The following is a 21,406-nucleotide window of genomic DNA, read 5'->3' as shown; positions in this document are numbered from 1 at the left end:
ATTTTGTCCGACGGCTGCTCGTTAACTCAAGGAAAATAATCAGAAAATTGGGATAATATCCGCAGAATCCAGATCAGCCTGAGTTACCTCTTCACCGGTGATACCCACTTCTGGGATCGCAGGGAAAGGCGTATCGTACTTATCCAACACAGCTTTAAGGTTCAGCATCGCCTCACGCCAGTTTTCTTTCTTCGCTTCATGTGAAGGAATACCGAAACCTGCGTCACGAGCGATCTGTTCAGCTTCACGCTGAGTCGCGATAAAGTCTTCTGGCAGGTCCCAGAACTCTGCTGGTGGCTCATACAATACAGCTGACAGGAACAGGTAACCGGCACGGATCTGCTTAGTGATAACGGACTTATCTTCCTGAGACAGGTTCGGATAATCACGCTCCATCAGAGACAGACAGATCGCCATATGACGACCTTCGTCACGGCCGATGTTCTTGAATGCTTCCTGGAACACCATCTCTTCACAGCTCACAGACATCTGCTTAAAGATAGTTGCTGCAGCAATTTCACCCATCAGGAATGAGGAGAACAGTACTGCCAGGCTGTATTTAGGCACGGCCTTTTTATAACCACCCCAGTAACGACCACCGTTGTAGTACAACCATGCCGCGTTACGCTTCAGGCGCTTACCCAGGTCTGTCTTTGGTTCATATTCCAGAGGACTGCTGCATTCCAGCAGTTTAGTGATCGCCATACCACACATCTGTTCGTGGTTCTGCTCGTCACGTGTTACTGAGAAGAAGCAACGACGAATCGCATCTTCTTCATGATCTTCATAAGTCTTGATAAACGCTTCTGCAAATACCGGCGGTGCAGACGCATCAAATACAGACAACAGAGTCCACCAGTACGCCATTGCTTCACGCTCTTCCCAGGAATAGCTGGTGACGTCAAACGTATCCCAGGGCAGGTCTTTCGGATTCCACGCTTCACGCAGGGAAGCATCCCAGATTTCCTCAGCCTTTGAGGTTTTGGTCTCCCAGCTCAGAGGATAAATATTTGGCTGAGGGGTTGCTGGTGGAAATTCCATTGTGTCGGCTAATTTGTCATGCATAGTAAAAAACCTCTGATCTGGTTATTTTTGTTTTGGGAGAGACAAATCTACCACTTATGACACACAAATCAACATCTATAATTTAATTTCGTATCACTTTAAATCTAATCAAATATCAATGAATAACATATAACAAATTGATTTAAATAAGCTTAATCCGAAAGAAGTCATTGAAAACTGCATGACTTTAATGATACATATATTAATTATATTGAGTAAAAATTGACTCATATCAATATTATTTAGAGCCTGAGTTCAACTTTACAATAGTATTTTAAAATTCAAACAGCTCTGATTAGCGATTAAAATCTGCATGGATAAAGAAAACGACACCGGCTTGTAGCAGCACTCCCGCCAAACCCGACATTCAGAATCAACCTGAAATTGGTTATGTATATTAAATAAGGGACGCTTAGAATAAGCCTGCCACTTTTGAGAATACTGCCACTTACAAAGCGGTAGTCCGCTTAATTCGAGACCTATCGTTACTGATTTAATTTGCGATAGAGAGTTCTTAAACTGCAACCAGCAATATCAGCTGCCTGGGTCTTATCAGCACAAACAGACATCAGCTCTTTGAGATAACGTTGCTCTAGTATCTCGAGGCTTATCCCCTGCTCTGCCAACTGACGCAGACTATTAAGGTTGCTATTTTTAGCTTGTGTAACCGGTAACAGATCAAGACTTCGCTGAATAACATCACGCCCGATTACATCTTCGTTTCGCAGCACAACCGCTCTCTCAAGAATATTTTTCAATTCCCGCACATTGCCTTTAAACGGCTGTCGGGCCAATAGCTCCAGCGCCTCCTCCGTAAGTTTCAGCGGCACCTTATCCTCAATTCTCATCAGAATACTTTCCACCAGCAGAGGAAGGTCCTCGATCCGGTCTGTCAACGATGGCAAGCGGATAGGAAAGGTGCTGATTCGATGGTAAAGATCTTCCCTAAACTCTCCATTCTCGACCATATCAGATAAACTTTTGTGGGTTGCGCAGACCAACCTGAAATCGGCCGCCGTAGGCTTAGTATCACCGACTGAACGGAACGTTTTGGTCTCAATTAAACGCAGGAGCTTTACCTGAAGATGCAGGGGAACATCTCCCACTTCATCGAGGAACAACGTCCCCCCCTGAGCTGATTGAACCAGACCGGTTCGCGAGTGTGTTGCTCCGGTAAAAGCGCCTCTGACATGACCAAAGAGCTCGCTCTCAAACAGACTATCGGTCAACCCGGAGCACTCTACCGTAACAAAGGGCATATTGGCACGGGAACTGGCAGAGTGGATGGCCTGAGCAGCCAGCTCTTTACCCGCTCCTGAAGCCCCCATTAGCAAGACATTAGTATCAGTTCTACCCACCCGCTGAATCAGCTCCACTAGCTCATTAAAGGCTCTGCTACGGCCAATCATTTTATTGGCAATAGGCTCAGCACTGACTTCACGAATCGGTTTCATCACCTCGATAAAGTAGGTCTGCTCGCTATCATCGGTTATGGGGATTGTGTCGATACCGACATGCTCTTTTCCCTGAGGCGTATTATGAATATGCAGCACACTGGCCCGCTGACCGCTGTAACGAGCCTCTTGCATGGGACAGGTCTCGCCTTCAAGATCACAGGGGCGCTGGTAACCGTGAGAGAGAAAGTAGCATTTTGCCGAACGGTGACCACTGAGCCCACCAAAACGAAAATCATAACTTTTATTGGTAGCAACGACGTTATAATCCACATCAATCAGCACCGCTGGATAACTATAGCTATCCAGTACATTACGCATCGTTTTCAACCAGCTTGCTGTCGTCATAGCCCTATTCCGTCAGTTATGGCAAGAGAATGACAATAATGGCAAGCCTCGACCAACAATACTAGCGAACTCAATTGTTATTTAAGCGATGCATGCCCCCAATCAAGACCATCTCACCCTTCTTTCATACAGCCTGAGCCTATATCGATAACATCTTATCCACAGGCACAAAAAAGCCTGCACACGGCAGGCTTTTTTAGCAGAGCTTCAGCAACAATTACTTGTTAGCTTTACGCTCTTTCTCTTCAGCAATAACCTTCTCTGCAACAGAGTTAGGACATGCAGAGTAGTGTGCAAATTCCATAGAGAACTGACCACGACCAGAAGTCATAGTACGCAGAGATCCGATATAACCGAACATCTCAGACAGAGGTACGTCAGCTTTAATACGTACGCCTGAACCTGCAGCTTCCTGACCCAGGATCATGCCACGACGACGGTTAAGGTCACCGATAACATCACCAACGTGATCTTCAGGAGTAAACACGTCAACCTTCATAACAGGTTCCAGCAACTGTGGACCCGCTTTAGGCATAGACTGACGGAAAGCACCCTTCGCAGCGATTTCAAATGCAACCGCAGAGGAGTCAACCGCGTGGAAACCACCATCGAACAGTTCAATTTCAACATCCAGTACAGGGAAGCCTGCCAGAGGACCAGTATCCATCATGCTCTTGAAGCCCTTCTCGATAGCCGGGAAGAATTCCTTAGGTACGTTACCACCAACAACAGTAGACGCGAACGTAAAGCCAGTGTTCTGCTCGCCCGGCTTGATGCGGTAATCGATCTTACCAAACTGACCAGAACCACCAGACTGCTTCTTATGGGTATAAGAATCTTCCAGAGGCTGTGTAATAGTCTCACGGTAAGCAACCTGTGGCTGACCCACAATCAGTTCAACACCGTAAGTACGCTTCAGGATGTCTACCTTGATATCCAGGTGCAATTCACCCATACCTTTCAGGATGGTTTCACCGGAATCTTCATCAGTTTCAACGATGAAAGTAGGATCTTCTGCAACCATCTTACCGATCGCAACGCCCATCTTCTCAGCACCACCCTTATCTTTAGGTGTTACTGCGATTGAGATTACTGGCTCAGGGAATACCATCGCTTCAAGCGTACATTCATTTTTAGGATCACAAAGGGTGTGACCTGTTTGTACGTTTTTCATACCAACGATTGCAATAATGTCGCCAGCCTGAGCAGTGCTCAGCTCTTTACGCTCATCGGCTTCCATTTCACACATACGACCGATACGTTCGGTTTTACCAGTGAAAGAGTTAAGGATGGTATCACCCTTATTCAATACACCTGAGTAGATACGAACAAAGGTCAGGGCGCCGAAACGGTCATCCATGATTTTGAATGCCAGTGCACGGAAAGGCTCATCAGTAGATACTGTCGCAACTTCACCTGTTGGCTCACCAACTTCGTCGGTCAGATCTTGTGGAATAACATCTGTTGGGCTTGGCAGGTAATCAACAACCGCATCCAGAATAAGCTGGATACCTTTGTTCTTGAATGCAGAACCACAGTAAGTTGGGAAGAATGTCAGATCACGAGTACCGGTACGGATACAACGCTTGATGTCTTCCATAGCAGGCTCTTCGCCGTCCATGTAGGCCATCATCAGATCATCGTCCAGCTCTACTGCTGTTTCAATTAGCTGCTCACGGTACATTTCAACATCTTCTACCATATCGGCAGGAATGTCGCGAACCTCAAAGTTTTCAGGCAGACCAGAGTCATCCCAAACAAAAGCCTGACGAGTCAGCAGGTCAACAACACCTACGAAGTCCTCTTCACGGCCAATTGGCAGAACCATGATCAGCGGCTTAGCAGCCAGTACATTTTCAACCTGATCAACAACGCGATGGAAATCTGCGCCCATACGGTCCAGCTTGTTTACGAAGATGATACGGGAAACGCCCGACTCATCCGCATAACGCCAGTTAGTTTCTGATTGAGGTTCAACACCACCAGAACCACAGAATACACCAACACCACCATCAAGTACTTTCAGAGAACGGTAAACTTCTACAGTGAAGTCAACGTGTCCTGGAGTATCGATGATGTTCATGCGGTGATCTTTCCAGAAGGTAGTGATCGCAGCAGACTGGATAGTAATTCCGCGCTCAGCTTCCTGTTCCATGAAGTCAGTTGTAGATTCACCATCATGAACCTCACCGGTCTTGTGGATCTTACCGGTCAGTTTCAGGATACGTTCAGTAGTCGTTGTTTTACCCGCGTCAACGTGGGCAAAAATACCGATATTACGGTAATGAGATAAGTCAGCCATTTCTTCACTCGAATAGGTAAGGGCACAAAAATTGGGCGCAATTGTACAAGATTTTATGGCGCTTGTAGATACATAAAAGCAATAAAATTATTCATCTGGCTTTTTGCGAAGGATATCACCACAAAAGTAGCATCTTATTGCCGTTTATCACCACATCAACGATAAAATCTAATCTTTTGCTCGACCACTGTCTGTTTTTTAGACAATTCAACTTCTCAATTGTCAGTTTTAGGCCGCCCGGTAACGAAATAAAACAATTTTTAAGCGGTTTTCAGCAGAAAAAAGCTGACATCATCAGCTTCTCCCTCAGGGCCATCAACATCAGCTGAAGTAAATGACCCGGGCACCGGAACGATTAAAGCATAAGTATTCAGACTTCATACTCATCGAAGATCGCTTTCAATCCCGGCTTGCTTGCAATAATTTCTTCCCGACTCAAGCCCTGAAGCTCATGCGGGAACACCAGCCAGTCTTCTGATTTATGCAGATAATAGTGCGGTTCCAGATCTGTCTTGTTGTTTGCCGGTTTAAACCATGGCGTAGCGATCCGAATATCATGGGGTGCATTCAGACGCGCTTTTTCGTTTAGCGTATCAATCACCGCTTTCACACTCAGACCGGTATCGAAGACATCATCTACAATCAGCAGGGAATCAGGCTGGTTTACATTGCGAATCAGATAATCCAGCCCATGTACCCGTACCTCTTTACCGCGAGTACCGATACCCGTATAGGATGAGGTTCGAATAGCAATATGGTCCGTCTTCACGCCCATATAATCCAGCAGTTCCTGTACGGCGATCCCCACTGGCGTGCCTCCACGCCATACACCCACAATAAAGTCAGGGCGAAAGCCGCTGTTATAGACTTCCAGCGCCAAACGAAAAGAGTCCTCAAGAAGGTCCTGCGCACTCAGATAAACTTTTTCAACCATAACCTTGCCTATAATTTGCCCGATGCCGGGCTACTGGGAAAAAGCGCTAATGTAAGACTATTACTACGACGGCGCAACTTCAGTCGAGTAATTGTTGACCTGAATGCTTGTCCTGTCAAAGCAAAGACTGGTAGCCTCTGCTTCTTTCTTTGGCTGTAGCCGAAACAAAGCACCGATGTGAACGGAAGTACTCCATGAATGCACTGAATCGATACTTTAAAATTTCAGAACGTGGCAGTGATATCTCTACTGAGATTCGGGCAGGTTTTACAACCTTTCTGACCATGTCCTATATCTTGTTTGTGAATCCACAAATTCTCAGCCTGGCGGGGATGCCAGCCAATGATGTCGCCATTGCGACCGCCTTAGCCGCAGCAGTCGCCACATTTATCATGGGCGTCTTTGCTAATTACCCCTTTGCGCTGGCTCCGGGAATGGGCCTGAACGCTTACTTTACCTTTGGTGTCGTAAAAGGCATGGGGGTCGATTGGCAGGTAGCACTGGTCGCCGTCTTTATTGAAGGCCTGATCTTTATGGCCCTGGCCATGACCGGTGTGCGGACCAAGTTAATCAATGCCATTCCACACTGTATAAAAATCGCGACCATGACCGGTATAGGCCTGTTTCTGGCCATTATCGGTTTTCAGGGGGCGGGGCTGACCGTAGATCACCCTGCGACGCTGGTAACCTTAGGCAGCCTCCACGAGCCCAAAGTACTCTTAGCACTGGTGGGTATCGTACTTATCGCGACACTGATCGTAAAACAGGTAAAAGGCGCAATTCTGATCGGTATTGTCAGCCTGACACTTGTCGCCTGGGTAACAGGGCTATCACCGGCGCCTGACTCCATTGTTGCCTGGCCAAGTCTGCCAAAAGAAACTTTTATGGCGCTGGATTTCAGCCAGATTTTTAACGCCACTCTCATCACTGTTGTGATTGCCTTTTTGTTTGTCGATATCTTTGATACAGCGGGTACATTACTGGGCGTTGGTCGTCTGGGCGGTTTCCTCAACAAGAAAGGTGAACTGCCGGGGGCTGACCGGGCGTTTATGGCCGATGCCACCGGCACCACTGCGGGCTCTTTACTCGGAACAAGTACCGTTACCACTTACATTGAATCAGCCACGGGTATTGAAGAGGGTGGTCGTACCGGCTTAACGGCCGTTACCGTAGCAGCGCTATTTCTGTTGGCGCTGTTCTTTACGCCGCTGTTTACCTCAGTACCGGCATTAGCGACGGCACCGGCCCTTATTGTAGTCGGTGCGATGATGATGTCTGCTGCGCGAGAGATGGACTGGAATAAACTGGAGGATGGCGTCCCTGCGTTCTTGACCATCATAGCCATGCCTTTCACATACTCTATCGCCCATGGTATTACCTTAGGCGTTGTCTCTTATGTGCTGATCTATACCCTGACCGGTAAAGTCAAAGAGATCCACCCACTGATGTTCATTTTAACTGCTGCACTGATCGCTTATCACACCTATATCTGATCGAAACAGTATAAAAAAAGGCGCTGGACTCGTTAGAGCCCAGCGCCTTTTTTGTCTCTTGAAGATACCCCGGTTTAATTCAACCCGCCCCGATCGATCCAGGCCTGATAAATCTGATCCGGCCACTTACTTTGAAAGTAACTGATCACCGCGTCAGTCTCCGAGTCGGAAAGCTTATCGCCAAATCCGGGCATGCTACCACCGATGGCGATCCCGCCATTAGCAATGGATTGCTTCAGGCCTTTTAATGGATGGTGCCAGGCATGGGCTTTACCATTCAAAGGTGGTGGTGGGTATTTACCATCTGCTTCAGGCTTATTCCAATCCCGGGTTCCCTGCGCGGCTACCCCATGGCACTCAGCACAGTTATCAAGAAATAACTGCTTCCCCGTATCCACCTGTGACTGTGCATACCAACGCCCCTCAACCCTGGGTTCTGAGTCACTACAGCCACTCAGTAAAATAACTCCGATTAATATCACTAAGCCCTTCATCTTAATAATCCGCATACTGGCTAAAACTGCTTACCCGGTTCTGGCTATCCATTGAGAATACCGTAAAGGAATCCTTACGAGCGCCCTCGGTATCCATCCCCGGACCACCTGAGGGCATCCCGGGCACAGCCAGTAACTGAATATCACTCTCGACTGCCAGAAGGCGTTTAATATCCTGTGCAGGCACATGCCCCTCTATCACTTTGCCATTCACTTCTGCGGTATGACAGGAGGCCGCTTTCGGCGGAACCCCAAGACGGGTTTTATGGGAATTCACATCATTTACCACCACATCTTCAACTGTGAAGTTGTGATCTTTCAGGTGGCTGATCCAGCCTTTACAACAGCCACAGCTGGCACTGCGATATACCGTAATTTCATACTGCTGCTCTGTTTTGCCTTTCAGCCACACAGGATCTGCAGCATAACTGTTCAGTGACAGGCTAAGCAGACCTATCCACATGAATACGATCTTTTTCATTTTCTACTCCTGGCTATCGTTATCGACCGCCACACCATTTAACTGGTCTAAGATTGGACAGTCAGCACTATCATCACCACGACACTCCCGGGCAACCGCCTCGAGTAGCGAACGCATCTGCTGTAATGATTCAAGCTGCTGATCAATTCGTTTAATCTGTTGCTCCGCTTTCTGTTTAACGCTTGCGCTGGTGCGCTGTGGATCCAGTGATAGTTGTAATAGCTCGCGACTCTCATCCAGCGAGAACCCCATATCTCTGGATCGTCTGATAAAGCGCAACATATCCACCTGTTGCTCAGTATAGATACGATAGCCATTTGCCGACCGGGCAGCCGCAGGAATAACCCCTTGCTGCTCATAAAAGCGAATGGTTTTACTGGTCAGTCCAGCTGCCGCTGCAGCCTGGGAAATATTCATACTGAACTCCGTCTATTTTATTCAGACAGTGATAAATTCATCAGTGCATTAAACAGATAAGACCGTTGAGCGGGGAGGGTGGTATACCGGAGGGGATATTGCCGAATGGTAGGCTGGCAGAATCCAGACAGGAGGGCTCTGAGCCGGTGAAAATTCTTGAAAGCCGGCTGGCCAGAGAAACAGTGCCACTGATAGCTGCAGACAACATCCCGGCAACTCCGTTTCACAACCGTCCATATCAACCCTATCGCAGTTATCGCCCGCGCAATCCATCGTCTGATGGGATGCCATGGAAGGCACATCAGGCGAAATCGCTGCAACCGCAGGGCTAAGAGCCACTACGCTAAGCAATAAAATCAGAAGGGCACGATAGCAGATCAAAACAGGTCAGATTCTCTTATGACTTTCTTGTATTCCTATACAGATTCGCCCGTTCTCTGAAAAAAAGCAACTGTCGATTGACCTTACAGTGACTGGAAGCTCTATGCTTTATTCAGGACAAAACAATTCTGAGAAAGCAGTATGACGATTACCTTGTTACTTGAAAATGTGAGTTGTGCTGGCTGCGTTAAAAAAATCGAGACTAAGATTAACGCCCTGCCCGATGTCGAACAAGCGTTAGTCGATTTCCCCCAGCGACGCCTGAATGTAGAAGGCTCGATCAGTAACGATCATCTGATTCACGCCCTGACAGAGATCGGTTATCGCAGCCGTCTGGCAAGCAACGATATAGAAGACAGGGCTCGACAAAAAGCCCAGCAAACCGCTCAGTACAAGACTCACATCCGCAATACGCTATTGGCGCTCGGTGTGGGCATTCCACTGATGATCGCGGGTATGCTGATGGATGAGATGACCGTCCGCACCCCTCAGGATCAAATTATCTGGGGCATTGTGGGCCTATTAACACTAGCCATTTTACTGGGTCCCGGGCGTCACTTTTTTAACGGCGCCTGGTCCTCGTTGAAAAACCGCTCCACAACGATGGACAGTCTGATAGCACTGGGAACCGGAGCGGCCTGGCTTTATTCTACCGCCGTAGTACTGTTTCCTGAGATGCTTCCGGAAAACTCGCGCCATCTGTACTACGAAGCCAGCGCCATGATCATCGGTTTGGTTAATTTTGGCCTGGCGATGGAGATTCGCGCCCGCGGCAAAACCTCAGAAGCGGTCGAACGACTGCTCAATCTGCAACCCAAAACAGCACGGGTAATCCGCAATGATAAAGAACTGGATCTACCGCTGGATCTGGTTGAAGCAGGCGAAATATTACGTATTCGTCCCGGCGAGCAGATCCCGGTTGATGCTTTAGTAGTGGAGGGCAACAGTCTGATTGATGAGTCAATGCTCAGTGGCGAACCACTACCTGTGAATAAGTCTGTCGGCGACCAGGTTAGCGCGGGAACGCTGAATAAGTCCGGCGCATTGATCATTAAAGCAGAGAAGGTCGGCAGCGAGACAGCGCTGAGCCGGATCATTGAGATGGTCAAGCAAGCTCAGGCCAGCAAACCTGAGATATCCCGAATGGCGGACAACGTTGCCGCTATCTTTGTCCCGGTGGTAATACTTTGCAGCCTGCTCACCGCGCTGCTCTGGTACCTGCTTGGCCCTGAGCCTCATCTGGCTTACATGTTGATCACCGCAACCACCGTGCTGATTATTGCCTGCCCTTGCGCTTTAGGACTGGCAACACCGATGTCGGTCATGGTCGGCGTCGGTAAAGCCGCTGAATACGGCATCCTGATCCGTAATGGCCAGGCCCTGCAAAGCGCGTCTCAACTGCAAACTCTGGTGCTGGATAAAACGGGCACCATAACCGAAGGGGCTCCCCGGGTGACCGATATACTGGGTGAGCAGCCAAACATGCTCCAGCTGGCGGCCTCACTTGAAACCGCCTCAGAACATCCTCTTGCCGAGGCGATTGTTCGCCATGCACAAGCGCGGCAAGAAACGCTACTACCGGTCGAACGTTTTAAGGCCATCAGCGGACGCGGGGCCAAAGGGGTTATTAATAATATTAAGGTCACCCTCGGCAATAAGGCCTGGATGGCTGAACAAAAAATAGACTGCTCACGCTTTGAAACTCAGGCTCTGACACTGGCTGAACAGGCTAAAACACCCGTATATGTCTCCCTTGATGGGCAGTTAGCCGGAGTACTGGCGATCGCAGACCCGGTCAGACAGGATTCAGTCACCGCGATTGCCCGGCTTAAAGCCGCTGGCATTAACGTCATTATGCTCACCGGCGATAATCCACAGACCGCTGCTGCAGTAGCTCAGCAAGTGGGTGTGGATAACTTTATTGCCGGGGTGTTGCCTGCAGGTAAGGCGCTAGAGGTAGAAAAACTCCAGCAGGCAGGCAGTAAAGTCGGAATGTGTGGGGATGGTATTAATGATGCCCCGGCCCTTGCGCGGGCCGATGTCGGCTTTGCTATCGGCAATGGAACCGATGTAGCGATTGAAAGTGCCGATATGGTATTAATTCGCAACAGCCTGCATTCGGTCGCCGACGCCATTGAACTATCCCGGGCCACCTTGAGCAATATTCGCCAGAACCTGTTTGGCGCTTTTATCTATAACACCCTGGGCATACCGGTGGCTGCTGGCATTCTATTCCCATTAACCGGCATGCTACTGAGTCCGGTCATTGCCGGTGCAGCAATGGCCTTCTCATCCGTGACAGTAGTCAGCAATGCAAATCGATTACGTTTGTTCAAGCCTGGACAATAGCCCAAAACATATTCCTACAGTGACCTGGAATCGAGTTGAGAAACTTTCAGCTCGGTTCCCGAAACCACTGCCATAATTAAGGTATCCTCAAAGTCGGATACATTATCATGTGCACAACCTCCAAAATTCACCACCAGACACTAGGTGGTAAACGTTCAATAAAGTACGACATACAACTGAGTGGTGAGCAACAATTTGAATTCGCTAACCTTGCCAATGCAGCATGGGAGCGTCGTAAGGCTAAACGTTACATCGACCGAATCTTCTATAAACGAACAGAAGAATTGATTAAGTACGAAGCCAATTCGAAGCCCGTTTTACCTACCATCTGGTCTTTAATGGTTAACTACTTTTCCCACACTGATCAGATCAGATAGATCACCGCTAGCAGTCCCGAGATACTCAGCACAATAGTGTAGGGCAGTGCCATAATGACCATCCGCATATACGAGAGTCTGACCAACGGCGCGGCCGCTGAGGTCAGCAGAAACAGAAAAGCAGCCTGACCATTCGGTGTCGCAACACTCGGCAGGTTAGTACCAGTGTTGATCGCTATAGCTAAACTATCGAAGTGTTCACGGCTAATCCGGCCAGTCCGAAACGCTTCAGCAACCTCATTAATATAGACCGTCGCAACAAACACGTTGTCACTGATCGCTGACAGCAAACCGTTGGCAACAAAAAACATCGCAGGCTGGTTACGCAGATCCATACGCAATACCCATTCGATCACCGGGGTAAACAGATGCTGATCGTGGATAACAGACACTATCGTGAAAAACACCACTAAAAGGGCGGTAAAAGGGAGCGCCTCTTCAAACGCACGGCCAATCCGATGCTCTTCTGTAATGCCGTTCATGCTGGTCAGTAAAATAATGACTGTCAGACCGACAATACCGACTTCAGCCAGATGAAAGGCCAGTGCAAAAATCAGAAAGATGGCCACGGCAAACTGCATATAGAGCTCAGCTCGTTCCTTTACTCCCCATTGCGACTGAGCTTCCTGATCAAACGCTTTGAGAATATTAAACACCGGCTCAGGAATTTCGGCACCGTAGCCAAACCAGCCGGTTCGCTCCAGCACAATGGTCGTGAGCAAGCCACACAAGAGCACCGGCATAGACACCGGTGCCATATAAATAAAGAAGTCGACAAAATGCCAGCCCATTTTCTCGCCGATCAGCAAGTTTTGGGGCTCTCCTACCAGCGTACTGACACCACCCAACGCCGTGCCTACCGCACCATGCATCAGCAGACTACGCAAAAAAGCACGAAACTTATCTAACTCTATCCGGTGGCCTTCATGCAGGAGATCATCAATTGAGTAATCATGAGCCTCACCTTTATTACGGCCTGAAACAACCCGGTGATAGACGGAATAGAAACCGACTGCCGCGCTGATCAGCACGGCGGTCACTGTCAAAGCATCCAGAAAGGCTGAAAGAACCGCTCCCATCAGAGTAAACAGGAGCGAAAGGGCAGTTTTATTCCGTACATTCAAGAGCAGCTTGGTAAAGACATAGAGCAGCATCCCCTTCATGAAGTAGATTCCCGCCACCATAAACATCAGCAGCAAAATCACCGGCAGGTTAGAGGACACTTCATGGTAGAGATTGGACGGTTCGGTCAGATGGAGCACCACTGATTCGATCGCCAGCAGGCCACCGGGCAGCAAGGGATAGCACTTAAGCGCCATAGACAACGTAAAGATAAATTCGAAGATTAGCAGCCAACCCGTGATTACCGGTCCGAAGAGCACCAAAAGAACGGGGTTAAGCAACAAAAAACTAATAATCGTCAGCTTATACCAGCTAGGCGAATTACCCAGAAAATTACTATAGTAGGCTTGTAGCAGAGGGCGCATGAGTGAATCCCGGAACAATAAAATAGACAACAGAAAAGGCGCGCTAATCGTAAGTGATTTAAGCCATATAGGCTAGCCAGGGAGCCGGGACTCAGGTGTAAATTGTCAATTTTTTGACCAGCTTAGACAAGATAATCCTAAGACAAGGTCTTAATTAGCTTTTAACTATCAGCTTTGTTTATTTAATTAATTTTATTAAAAGACCGCTCTTTGGCATTATCTCTCTATCGAAACAGCACACATTTGAAGGAAAACGAAAAATGTCCACCAACAGCGAAGGTCAAACCGTTCCACAAGTAACCTTTCACACTCAACAAAATAATCAATGGGTTGATGTCACCACAGATGAGCTGTTTGCCGGTAAGAAGGTAGTTGTATTTGCCCTGCCTGGCGCATTCACCCCGACTTGCTCAACGACTCACCTGCCCCGGTATAACGAGCTAGCACCGGTATTCGCTAATGAAGGCGTTGATAGCATTATCTGTCTGTCGGTCAACGACACCTTTGTGATGAACGCATGGCAGGGTGACCAGGGGGCTGAAAACATCACCTTTATTCCTGATGGCAACGGTGAGTTCGCTGCAGGAATGAATATGCTGGTAGGGAAGGACGAGCTGGGCTTTGGCAAACGCAGCTGGCGTTACTCTATGCTGGTAGTCGACGGCGTAATCGAGAAGCAATTTATTGAACCGGATCTGCCTGGCGATCCGTTCAAAGTATCCGATGCCGATACCATGCTTAATTACATCAACCCTATCGCTGAGCAGCCAAAGCGGGTCAGCATTCTGACCAAGCCAGGATGCCCACACTGCATACGCGCAAAAAAACTGCTGACCGAGAAAGGCTTAAGCTATGAAGAGGTAGAATTGGGCAGTCACGGCCTAAGTTACAGCTCTTTAGCCGCGATCAGTGGCCAGGGCACGACACCGCAAGTCTTTATTGATGGTCAGCGAATCGGCGGAGCAGACGAATTAGAAGAGCACTTTTCATAGGTATTGCGGGAGGCCAGCAATGATTGCTGGCTTCTTTTTTTTGGCTGACAGCGGCCCTTAAAACCCCGATGAGGACGTATATTCCGGTTACCAATACCATTAGCGCCAAGCACTACGCTAACCCCAAAGCCCCACCCGATATCTCTGACAATATCCACTATAGTCTCACCTCAATAAGACCAAAAAGGATCGTAATGTCTTTCAGGGACAGTATACTCAAATTAACGATTCAACAGCGTCCCCTTGTATGAATAATGGAATAACTCTGTGCCGCTAGCCCTACCCTACAAGCTCTTAATCCTGCTTATAACGCTGAGCATTCCCGTTACGGAGCCAGTAACGGTGCTTGCTGAAGGAATGGCGATATACAACCCTGGAGAGGAGCTGCCCGGTGGCGATACCAGTCACCACAAACCCCGGAATCGTGATGTTTTCACTCACGCATCGGCGAATATGAGGCTTGCTAACCGATTGCGCTTTGAGCTTGGGGACAGCGTTTTTGCAGATATCTGGCTGCCATCCCCCTCAACATCCACCGCAAGCGACGGACTCGGCCCTCTATATAACGCACACGCTTGCGAGGAGTGTCATCCAAGGGATGGCCGTGGCCATCCTCCTACCGCAAACTGGCCCAATGACAGAGCCGTATCGATGTTTCTGCGTCTGAGCATCCCTCCGCAGACTCTTGAGCACCACCAACTGCTCAAGAGTGGCAAAGTTGGCGTTATTCCAGAGCCTGTCTATGGCGGACAACTGCAAAATTTTTCCATCAACGGCCTCTCGGAAGAGGGTCATATGCATATCAGCTATACCGAGAAGACGGTTAACATGGCGGATGGAACTGAGATCAGACTGCGCAAGCCCGAATACACCGTAAGTGAATTGAATTTCGGACCGCTCCATCCGGATGTCATGCTCTCACCCAGAGTCGCTCCACATATGCTGGGACTATTATTGCTGGAAGCGATCCCTGAAAGCGATATTCTTAGCTTGAGTGATCCCGATGATACCGATGGCGACGGCATCTCAGGCCGACCCAACCGGGTATGGGACATGTTTAGCGAACAGCAAGCACTGGGACGATTTGGCTGGAAAGCCGGTAACCCTACAGTTATACAACAGACTGTTAGCGCACTCAGCAATGATATTGGCATTGCCACGCCTTACATGCCCTCCTCAAGTGGTGACTGCACCTCGGCCCAAATAACCTGCTTAAGCCAGCCAAATGGTAATACTCCATTACAAGAAAACACTGAAGCCTCCTCAATAGTTGTCGAACAGTTGGTAATCTATACCGGTAATCTGGGGCCTCCTGCCCGGCCTGATGCCTTAAAGCCGGAAGTTTTGAGGGGTAAGAGAGTGTTCCAGCGCATTGGCTGTCATAAATGCCACCAACCCAGCTTTCAAACGGCGTACAGACCCGATCTTGCCGAACAGTCTGCGCAGCTGATCTGGCCCTATAGCGATCTGTTACTCCACGATATGGGGGAAGGCCTGGCGGACCATCGTCCGGAGTACTTAGCCAGTGGCCGTGAATGGCGAACTCCGCCCTTATGGGGCATCGGCCTGACCGAAACTGTCAGCGGTCATAGCAACTTTCTCCATGATGGTCGGGCACGAAACCTTTTGGAAGCGATTCTCTGGCATGGAGGAGAGGCTGAAGCGTCCCGACAGCAGGTTATCAATTTAACATCATCAGAGCGGCATGCCCTGATCACTTTCCTTAATTCGTTATAAAGGAGGCCCTTTACACCCTGATGATCAATTAACTGACTAATTTTTCAGGACATATTCTAAAATCATAAAAGATATTGCGAATCATTCTCGTTTGCATTAGCATCTACATCCTGAACTTACAGGAGACTTGCTATGCAATTCAAAACCTTACTGACTTCCACCATCCTCGCCGGAACATGCCACTATTCCGTAGCCTTATATGCTGCACCAGCACCCGCTGAAATTATTAAAACTTACGCGGATATTGCCCTTGCAACCTATGAAGATTCTCTCAATAGCGCAAAAGACCTACAGCTAAGCACCAACAATCTGTTAGAGAACCCAACCCAAGCCTCACTCGACAAAGCACGTACAGCCTGGATAGCCGCCCGTGTTCCTTACCAGCAATCTGAAGTATTCCGTTTTGGTAATCTCCTCGTGGATGACTGGGAGGGGCGGGTAAACGCCTGGCCACTGGATGAGGGGCTGATCGATTATGTCGACAGTGGTTACTACGGTTCAGAATCTGACGAGAACACCCTCTACCGCGCCAATGTCATTGCCAACACCTCTCTTCGGGTCGGTGGCGTGCAGATTGATGCCAGCCACATCACCCCTGAATTTCTGTCAGACACTCTGCATGAAGTCGATGGTATAGAAGCTAATGTGGCGACGGGTTATCACGCCATCGAATTTCTTCTCTGGGGCCAGGACCTGAACGGCACATCCCCTGGCGCGGGTAACCGCCCAGCAACAGACTTTAATCTGGAACACTGTACCGGAGGCCACTGCGACCGGCGCCGGGACTACCTGCAAGCGGCAACACAGCTTTTGATCACTGATCTTCAGGAGATGGTTGATAACTGGAAAGAGGGAGGAGAAGCGCGTCAACAAATCAGTGAAAAAAGTGAAAAGCATGCCATTGCAACCATCCTGACCGGTATGGGGAGCTTGGCCTACGGCGAACTGGCAGGAGAAAGAACCAAACTGGGACTGATGCTACATGACCCTGAAGAGGAACATGACTGCTTCTCTGATAATACTCACTGGTCCCACTACTATGACGCTAAAGGGATCCGCAATGTGTATCAGGGCAGCTACACCCGTATCGACGGCTCAACGGTTTCCGGCCCAAGCCTTTCAGACTATGTTGCTGCTCAAGCGGCTGTCACCAATCAGAATATGCTGAACAAGCTACAAACAACCGAAAACGCAGCCCAGAAGCTGGTAGACCGTGCAGCACAAGGTGAAACCTTCGATGTTTTAATTGGTGAGGGCAATACCTCAGGTAACCTGGTGGTACAAAACTTCGTCGATGCGCTAACCGAAGAGACCCGCGCCATTGAAAATATTATCGCGCTGCTGCACCTGGAAGGGATCCAACTGGAAGGCTCCGATAGTCTGGATAATCCCGCTCAGGTTCTGGAGTAAACGATGGCCTGCAGACATTTGTTTACCCCTATTGCTGTCGTGATTGCCACGATAGCAATGGCCTCTTCAGCGACTGCAGCGATAGAGCAGCCTTTGCCGGAACCCGGTGAAGCACGGCCCGGCGGCAGTACAACCCATCATAAACAGTTGAATATAAATGCCTTTTCTCAAAGCTCAGCCAACATGAGTTTTGAGAACGAGCTTAACTTCAAACTGGGCAACGGCATTTTCAAGAAGATATGGGTGCCCGCGCCCTCTTCTACCACAGCCAGTGATGGACTGGGGCCTCTCTACAACGCCCGCTCTTGTCAGCGTTGTCACCTGAAAGATGGTCGGGGGCATCCACCGGAAGCAAACTGGCCGGAAGACAACGCTATATCAATGTTTCTACGTCTCAGCATTCCGCCGCAGAACGATGCTCAGCGCCAACTGCTTGAAAGCGGCAAAGCGGCGGTCATTCCCGAGCCAACCTACGGTGGCCAGTTGCAGGATATGGCCATCAATGGCATGGCCTCAGAGGGGCGGATGGTCATCAATTACCGCGAAATACCCGTGACCCTGGCTGACGGTCTTCAGGTAAGCCTTCGCCAACCCCAATACAGTGTTTCAAACCTAAGCTATGGCCCACTGCACCCCCAGGCCATGCTATCACCACGAGTGGCACCGCAGATGATTGGCCTGGGCTTGCTAGAAGCGCTGGCTCCTGCCGATATTGAGGCGCTGGCTGATCCGGATGATCGTAACAAGGATGGAATCTCTGGCCGGACCAACCGGGTCTGGAACAGTTTCACCCAGCAGCAAGACCTGGGGCGATTTGGCTGGAAGGCGGGGAATCCGACGCTGATCCAGCAGGCTGTGGGCGCTTTCAGCGGAGACATGGGGATATCGACTCCTTTCGTTTCTGCCGCGGCCGGTGATTGCACCCGCTATCAGAAAGACTGTTTGCTCCAACCAGACGGCATCACGCCACAGCAGGATAATGCCGAGGCATCCGGAGAGATGGTTAAGCTGGTTGAATTTTACAGCCGTAATCTGGCACCACCTGCACGCCCCGACTTCAACAAACCCGAAGTATTACAAGGCAAAGCTGTATTTCATCAGAGTGGTTGCGCCGCTTGCCACCAGCCAAGCTTTACGACCGCCTCACGTACAGATATGCCCGAGCAATCTAACCAACTGATCTGGCCCTATACCGACTTGCTGCTACACGATATGGGAGAAGGCCTGGCGGATAACCGGTCAGAGTTTCTGGCGACTGGAAACGAATGGAGAACGCCGCCTCTCTGGGGCATCGGACTGACTAAAACAGTGAGCGGCCATACCTACTTTCTCCATGACGGGCGCGCCAGAAACTTACTCGAGGCGGTTTTGTGGCATGGCGGTGAAGCTAAAGCATCACGGGAGAATATCATCAACCTGCCGACCCACGAGCGAAACGCGCTTGTTACTTTTCTGGAGTCACTATGAATTCCAATTCTAAGGCCCTGTGGCCGGTCTTTTTGGGCATTTCTCTTCTACTTACCGTAGCAGGAAAGCTCCATGCAGCCCCCTCAGAACAGCAATGGCAATCGCTTAACCATAACCTTGTCGAAGAGCACATACTGCCCCGCTACCGGGCGCTGCAATACAGCAGTGCTAAGCTGGCGGCCAGTACGACTACCCTCTGCCGCCAGCCGGAATCCGTGCAATTGGAGAGCGCTAAGAAAGACTTCCAGCAAACTATGGACGCCTGGCAGGAAGTTCAGCATATCCAGTTTGGCCCGATTGAAACCCTGATGCGCAATTTCAGTATGCAGTTCTGGCCGGATAAGAAAAACCTGATCGGCAAACAACTCAATCTACTGCTGCAACAACAAAACCCTGAGACTCTGAGTACAGATTATCTGTACAAGGCCAGTATCGGAGTAAAAGGATTACCCGCTCTGGAGCGTTTGTTATTTAGCAGTTCGTTAGCTCAACTAACCAACAACAGCTATCGCTGTCAGTTAAGCCAGACCATCGCTGCCTATATAGCGATAAACAGCCAGGCAACGCTGGATGAGTGGGTCGGTGGTTACAGTGGCTCTCTGTCTCACGCCGGTAGCCAGAATAGCTACTTTGATAGCCACCAGGAAGCGGCTATCGAGATGATGAAATCACTGATTGAACCGATTGAAGCGATCCGGGATCAGAAGATCCTCAGGCCTCTGGGAGATGGCCGTGTACGGCCAAAACGTAGCGAATCCTGGCGCAGTCAGCGCTCGCTTCGCAATATCCAGCTCAACATCGCCAGTATCCGACACCTTTATTCAGGCACCACCAATAACCTCGACAGCCTGCTTCGACAGCAGGGAAGAGCCGCTCAGGCGGATAATATCAGCACCCTGTTCACCCGACTCGAAAAACGGCTCGAAACAGTTCCGGGGCCACTGATCACCAGCCTGTATCAGCCTGAAACAGTCGGAGAGTTACTCCAGATAAGCGATACCCTTCAGCAGCTTGACCGGGGGCTAGCGGCAGAGATGCTTGCACTGAACATTCAACTGGGATTTAACAGCCGTGATGGAGATTAATCGCCGGCGTTTCTGCCGGTTACTGGGAAGCGCCATGCTGCTGCCTTCGCTAGCGCTGGCCGCAGATTACGATAGCCCCTCAGCGGAACCGATGTTCGCCTCAGCAGCCAGAGACAGCGCCGGACAGTTCCACCTCTACCTCATCGGCCAACAAGGGGAGGTATTGCTGGATCATCCGCTACCGGGCCGGGCTCATCATACCGAGGCACACCCGCATCTACCGCTACTGGCCTGCATAGCACGACGGCCGGGTAACTTTATCGATCTGGTTGATTATCGTCAGCAACGTCTGGTTAAGCGGATTACAGCGGGAAGCGGGCGGCACTTTTTCGGCCACGGTATTTTCTCAGAGGATGGTCGCTGGCTGATCACCACAGAAAATGAGATCGAAAGCGGGCAGGGTCGGGTGGTCATCCGTGCGCTTGAAACTAATTATTCGATTATCGCCGACTACCCCAGCTATGGCACAGGTCCCCATGAGCTGATTCAGCAACCGGGAAGCCCGATCTTAACCGTGGCCAACGGCGGGATTCTCACCCACCCGGATCATGGCCGGGAGAAACTCAACCTCGACAGTATGCAGCCTTCGTTACTGCGACTGAACCTGCACTCCGGGGAACGACTGGAACAACAGCAACTACCTGCGCATCTGCACCAGCTGAGCATCCGCCATATCGATACCAATCGCCAGGGCTCTACCGTTATCGCCCTGCAAGATCAGGCCGGCAAGGGTCACAACCGGCCACTCGTTGCAGTACACCACCCAGGGCAGCCGATTGAATTATTACAGGCACCCCAAGCGGTTTATCTGGCAATGAAAGGTTACTGCGGCAGCGCCAGGTTTGATCACAGCGGTCGCTTCGCAGCGGTATCAGCGCCCCGGGGGAATCTGATCTCCTTCTGGGACCTGCATGAGAACCGTTTCATCTCCGCCATCAAGAGCCGGGATGGCTGTGGCCTGGCCGCTACCGGTAATAGTGCTGAATTTATTATCAGTGCGGGCACAGGCCACTGCCTTCGGCATAACCTGAAACAGGGTACAACAAAGCGACTGCCATCAACCATGGCAACCGCCTGGGATAATCATTTGGCCACTCTCTCTTTCTGACACCCAGATAGAACACTTTTAACAA

The 21,406-nt window shown here is 49.8% G+C and carries 18 protein-coding genes; 10 read left to right on the top strand and 8 right to left on the bottom strand.

Translation table 11 applies throughout. The features are described 5' to 3' along the window. Positions 1-39: 39 nt before the first annotated feature. The 4 genes from AMJAP_RS00410 to AMJAP_RS00395 form a co-directional block, all read right to left on the bottom strand. On the bottom strand, positions 40-1,065 hold the full coding sequence (locus tag AMJAP_RS00410) for a hypothetical protein (RefSeq protein ID WP_019621159.1): 1,026 nt from the start codon (positions 1,063-1,065) through the stop codon (positions 40-42). Positions 1,066-1,550: 485 nt separating this feature from the next. Then, on the bottom strand, positions 1,551-2,867 hold the full coding sequence (locus AMJAP_RS00405; protein WP_019621160.1) for a sigma-54 interaction domain-containing protein: 1,317 nt from the start codon (positions 2,865-2,867) through the stop codon (positions 1,551-1,553). A 217-nt stretch (positions 2,868-3,084) separates the two neighbouring features. Further along, complete coding sequence (gene fusA, locus AMJAP_RS00400; protein ID WP_019621161.1) at positions 3,085-5,169, bottom strand: elongation factor G; 2,085 nt, start codon at positions 5,167-5,169, stop codon at positions 3,085-3,087. A 370-nt stretch (positions 5,170-5,539) separates the two neighbouring features. Continuing rightward, positions 5,540-6,103, bottom strand: coding sequence for a phosphoribosyltransferase (locus tag AMJAP_RS00395; protein ID WP_019621162.1), 564 nt, complete (start codon positions 6,101-6,103; stop codon positions 5,540-5,542). Between the two features lie 194 nt (positions 6,104-6,297). On the opposite strand from AMJAP_RS00395, the gene AMJAP_RS00390 reads away from it, so the two are divergent. Beyond that, positions 6,298-7,596 (top strand): NCS2 family permease, encoded by a 1,299-nt coding sequence (locus tag AMJAP_RS00390; RefSeq protein ID WP_019621163.1) that lies wholly within the window; start codon positions 6,298-6,300, stop codon positions 7,594-7,596. A gap of 74 nt (positions 7,597-7,670) precedes the next feature. On the opposite strand, the gene AMJAP_RS00385 is transcribed toward AMJAP_RS00390, so the two are convergent. From AMJAP_RS00385 to cueR, 3 genes are read right to left on the bottom strand one after another with little or no spacing between them, the layout of a single operon-like run. Further along, on the bottom strand, positions 7,671-8,090 hold the full coding sequence (locus AMJAP_RS00385; RefSeq protein WP_156815145.1) for a c-type cytochrome: 420 nt from the start codon (positions 8,088-8,090) through the stop codon (positions 7,671-7,673). Between the two features lies 1 nt (position 8,091). After that, positions 8,092-8,571: a DUF411 domain-containing protein gene (locus AMJAP_RS00380; protein ID WP_019621165.1), complete on the bottom strand. Its 480-nt coding sequence runs from the start codon at positions 8,569-8,571 to the stop codon at positions 8,092-8,094. A 3-nt stretch (positions 8,572-8,574) separates the two neighbouring features. Continuing rightward, positions 8,575-8,988 (bottom strand): Cu(I)-responsive transcriptional regulator, encoded by a 414-nt coding sequence (gene cueR, locus AMJAP_RS00375; protein WP_019621166.1) that lies wholly within the window; start codon positions 8,986-8,988, stop codon positions 8,575-8,577. A 98-nt stretch (positions 8,989-9,086) separates the two neighbouring features. Between cueR and AMJAP_RS00370 the strand changes: the two genes are divergently transcribed. The 3 genes from AMJAP_RS00370 (at position 9,087) to AMJAP_RS00360 (ending at position 12,095) form a co-directional block, all read left to right on the top strand. Continuing rightward, positions 9,087-9,320, top strand: coding sequence for a hypothetical protein (locus AMJAP_RS00370; protein WP_156815146.1), 234 nt, complete (start codon positions 9,087-9,089; stop codon positions 9,318-9,320). Positions 9,321-9,510: 190 nt separating this feature from the next. Then, a complete protein-coding gene (locus tag AMJAP_RS00365) occupies positions 9,511-11,718 on the top strand; it encodes a heavy metal translocating P-type ATPase (protein ID WP_019621168.1) in 2,208 nt (735 codons plus the stop codon). Between the two features lie 107 nt (positions 11,719-11,825). Continuing rightward, entirely contained in the window at positions 11,826-12,095 is a 270-nt protein-coding gene (locus AMJAP_RS00360) for a hypothetical protein (RefSeq protein ID WP_019621169.1), read from the top strand. Here AMJAP_RS00360 and nhaB read toward each other — a convergent pair. Beyond that, positions 12,083-13,582: a sodium/proton antiporter NhaB gene (gene nhaB, locus AMJAP_RS00355; RefSeq protein ID WP_019621170.1), complete on the bottom strand. Its 1,500-nt coding sequence runs from the start codon at positions 13,580-13,582 to the stop codon at positions 12,083-12,085. The two genes, AMJAP_RS00360 and nhaB, sit on opposite strands and share 13 nt — an antisense overlap. A 260-nt stretch (positions 13,583-13,842) precedes the next feature. Here nhaB and AMJAP_RS00350 point away from each other — a divergent pair, with 260 nt between their 5' ends. The 6 genes from AMJAP_RS00350 (at position 13,843) to AMJAP_RS00325 (ending at position 21,381) form a co-directional block, all read left to right on the top strand. Then, entirely contained in the window at positions 13,843-14,574 is a 732-nt protein-coding gene (locus AMJAP_RS00350) for a glutathione peroxidase (protein ID WP_019621171.1), read from the top strand. A 267-nt stretch (positions 14,575-14,841) separates the two neighbouring features. Continuing rightward, a complete protein-coding gene (locus tag AMJAP_RS00345) occupies positions 14,842-16,311 on the top strand; it encodes a di-heme oxidoreductase family protein (RefSeq protein ID WP_026340045.1) in 1,470 nt (489 codons plus the stop codon). A gap of 132 nt (positions 16,312-16,443) precedes the next feature. Beyond that, positions 16,444-17,721 (top strand): imelysin family protein, encoded by a 1,278-nt coding sequence (locus AMJAP_RS00340; RefSeq protein WP_019621173.1) that lies wholly within the window; start codon positions 16,444-16,446, stop codon positions 17,719-17,721. A 3-nt stretch (positions 17,722-17,724) separates the two neighbouring features. After that, positions 17,725-19,188: a di-heme oxidoreductase family protein gene (locus tag AMJAP_RS00335; RefSeq protein ID WP_019621174.1), complete on the top strand. Its 1,464-nt coding sequence runs from the start codon at positions 17,725-17,727 to the stop codon at positions 19,186-19,188. Next, on the top strand, positions 19,185-20,273 hold the full coding sequence (locus AMJAP_RS00330; protein WP_019621175.1) for an imelysin family protein: 1,089 nt from the start codon (positions 19,185-19,187) through the stop codon (positions 20,271-20,273). Before AMJAP_RS00335 ends, AMJAP_RS00330 begins: the two co-directional genes overlap by 4 nt. After that, positions 20,263-21,381: a DUF1513 domain-containing protein gene (locus tag AMJAP_RS00325; RefSeq protein ID WP_019621176.1), complete on the top strand. Its 1,119-nt coding sequence runs from the start codon at positions 20,263-20,265 to the stop codon at positions 21,379-21,381. Before AMJAP_RS00330 ends, AMJAP_RS00325 begins: the two co-directional genes overlap by 11 nt. Positions 21,382-21,406 lie beyond the last annotated feature (25 nt).

Origin of the sequence: Amphritea japonica ATCC BAA-1530, assembly GCF_016592435.1 — a bacterium.
GTDB classification, from domain to species: Bacteria; Pseudomonadota; Gammaproteobacteria; order Pseudomonadales; family Balneatricaceae; genus Amphritea; species Amphritea japonica.
This window is presented reverse-complemented; position numbering and strand designations above follow the sequence as displayed.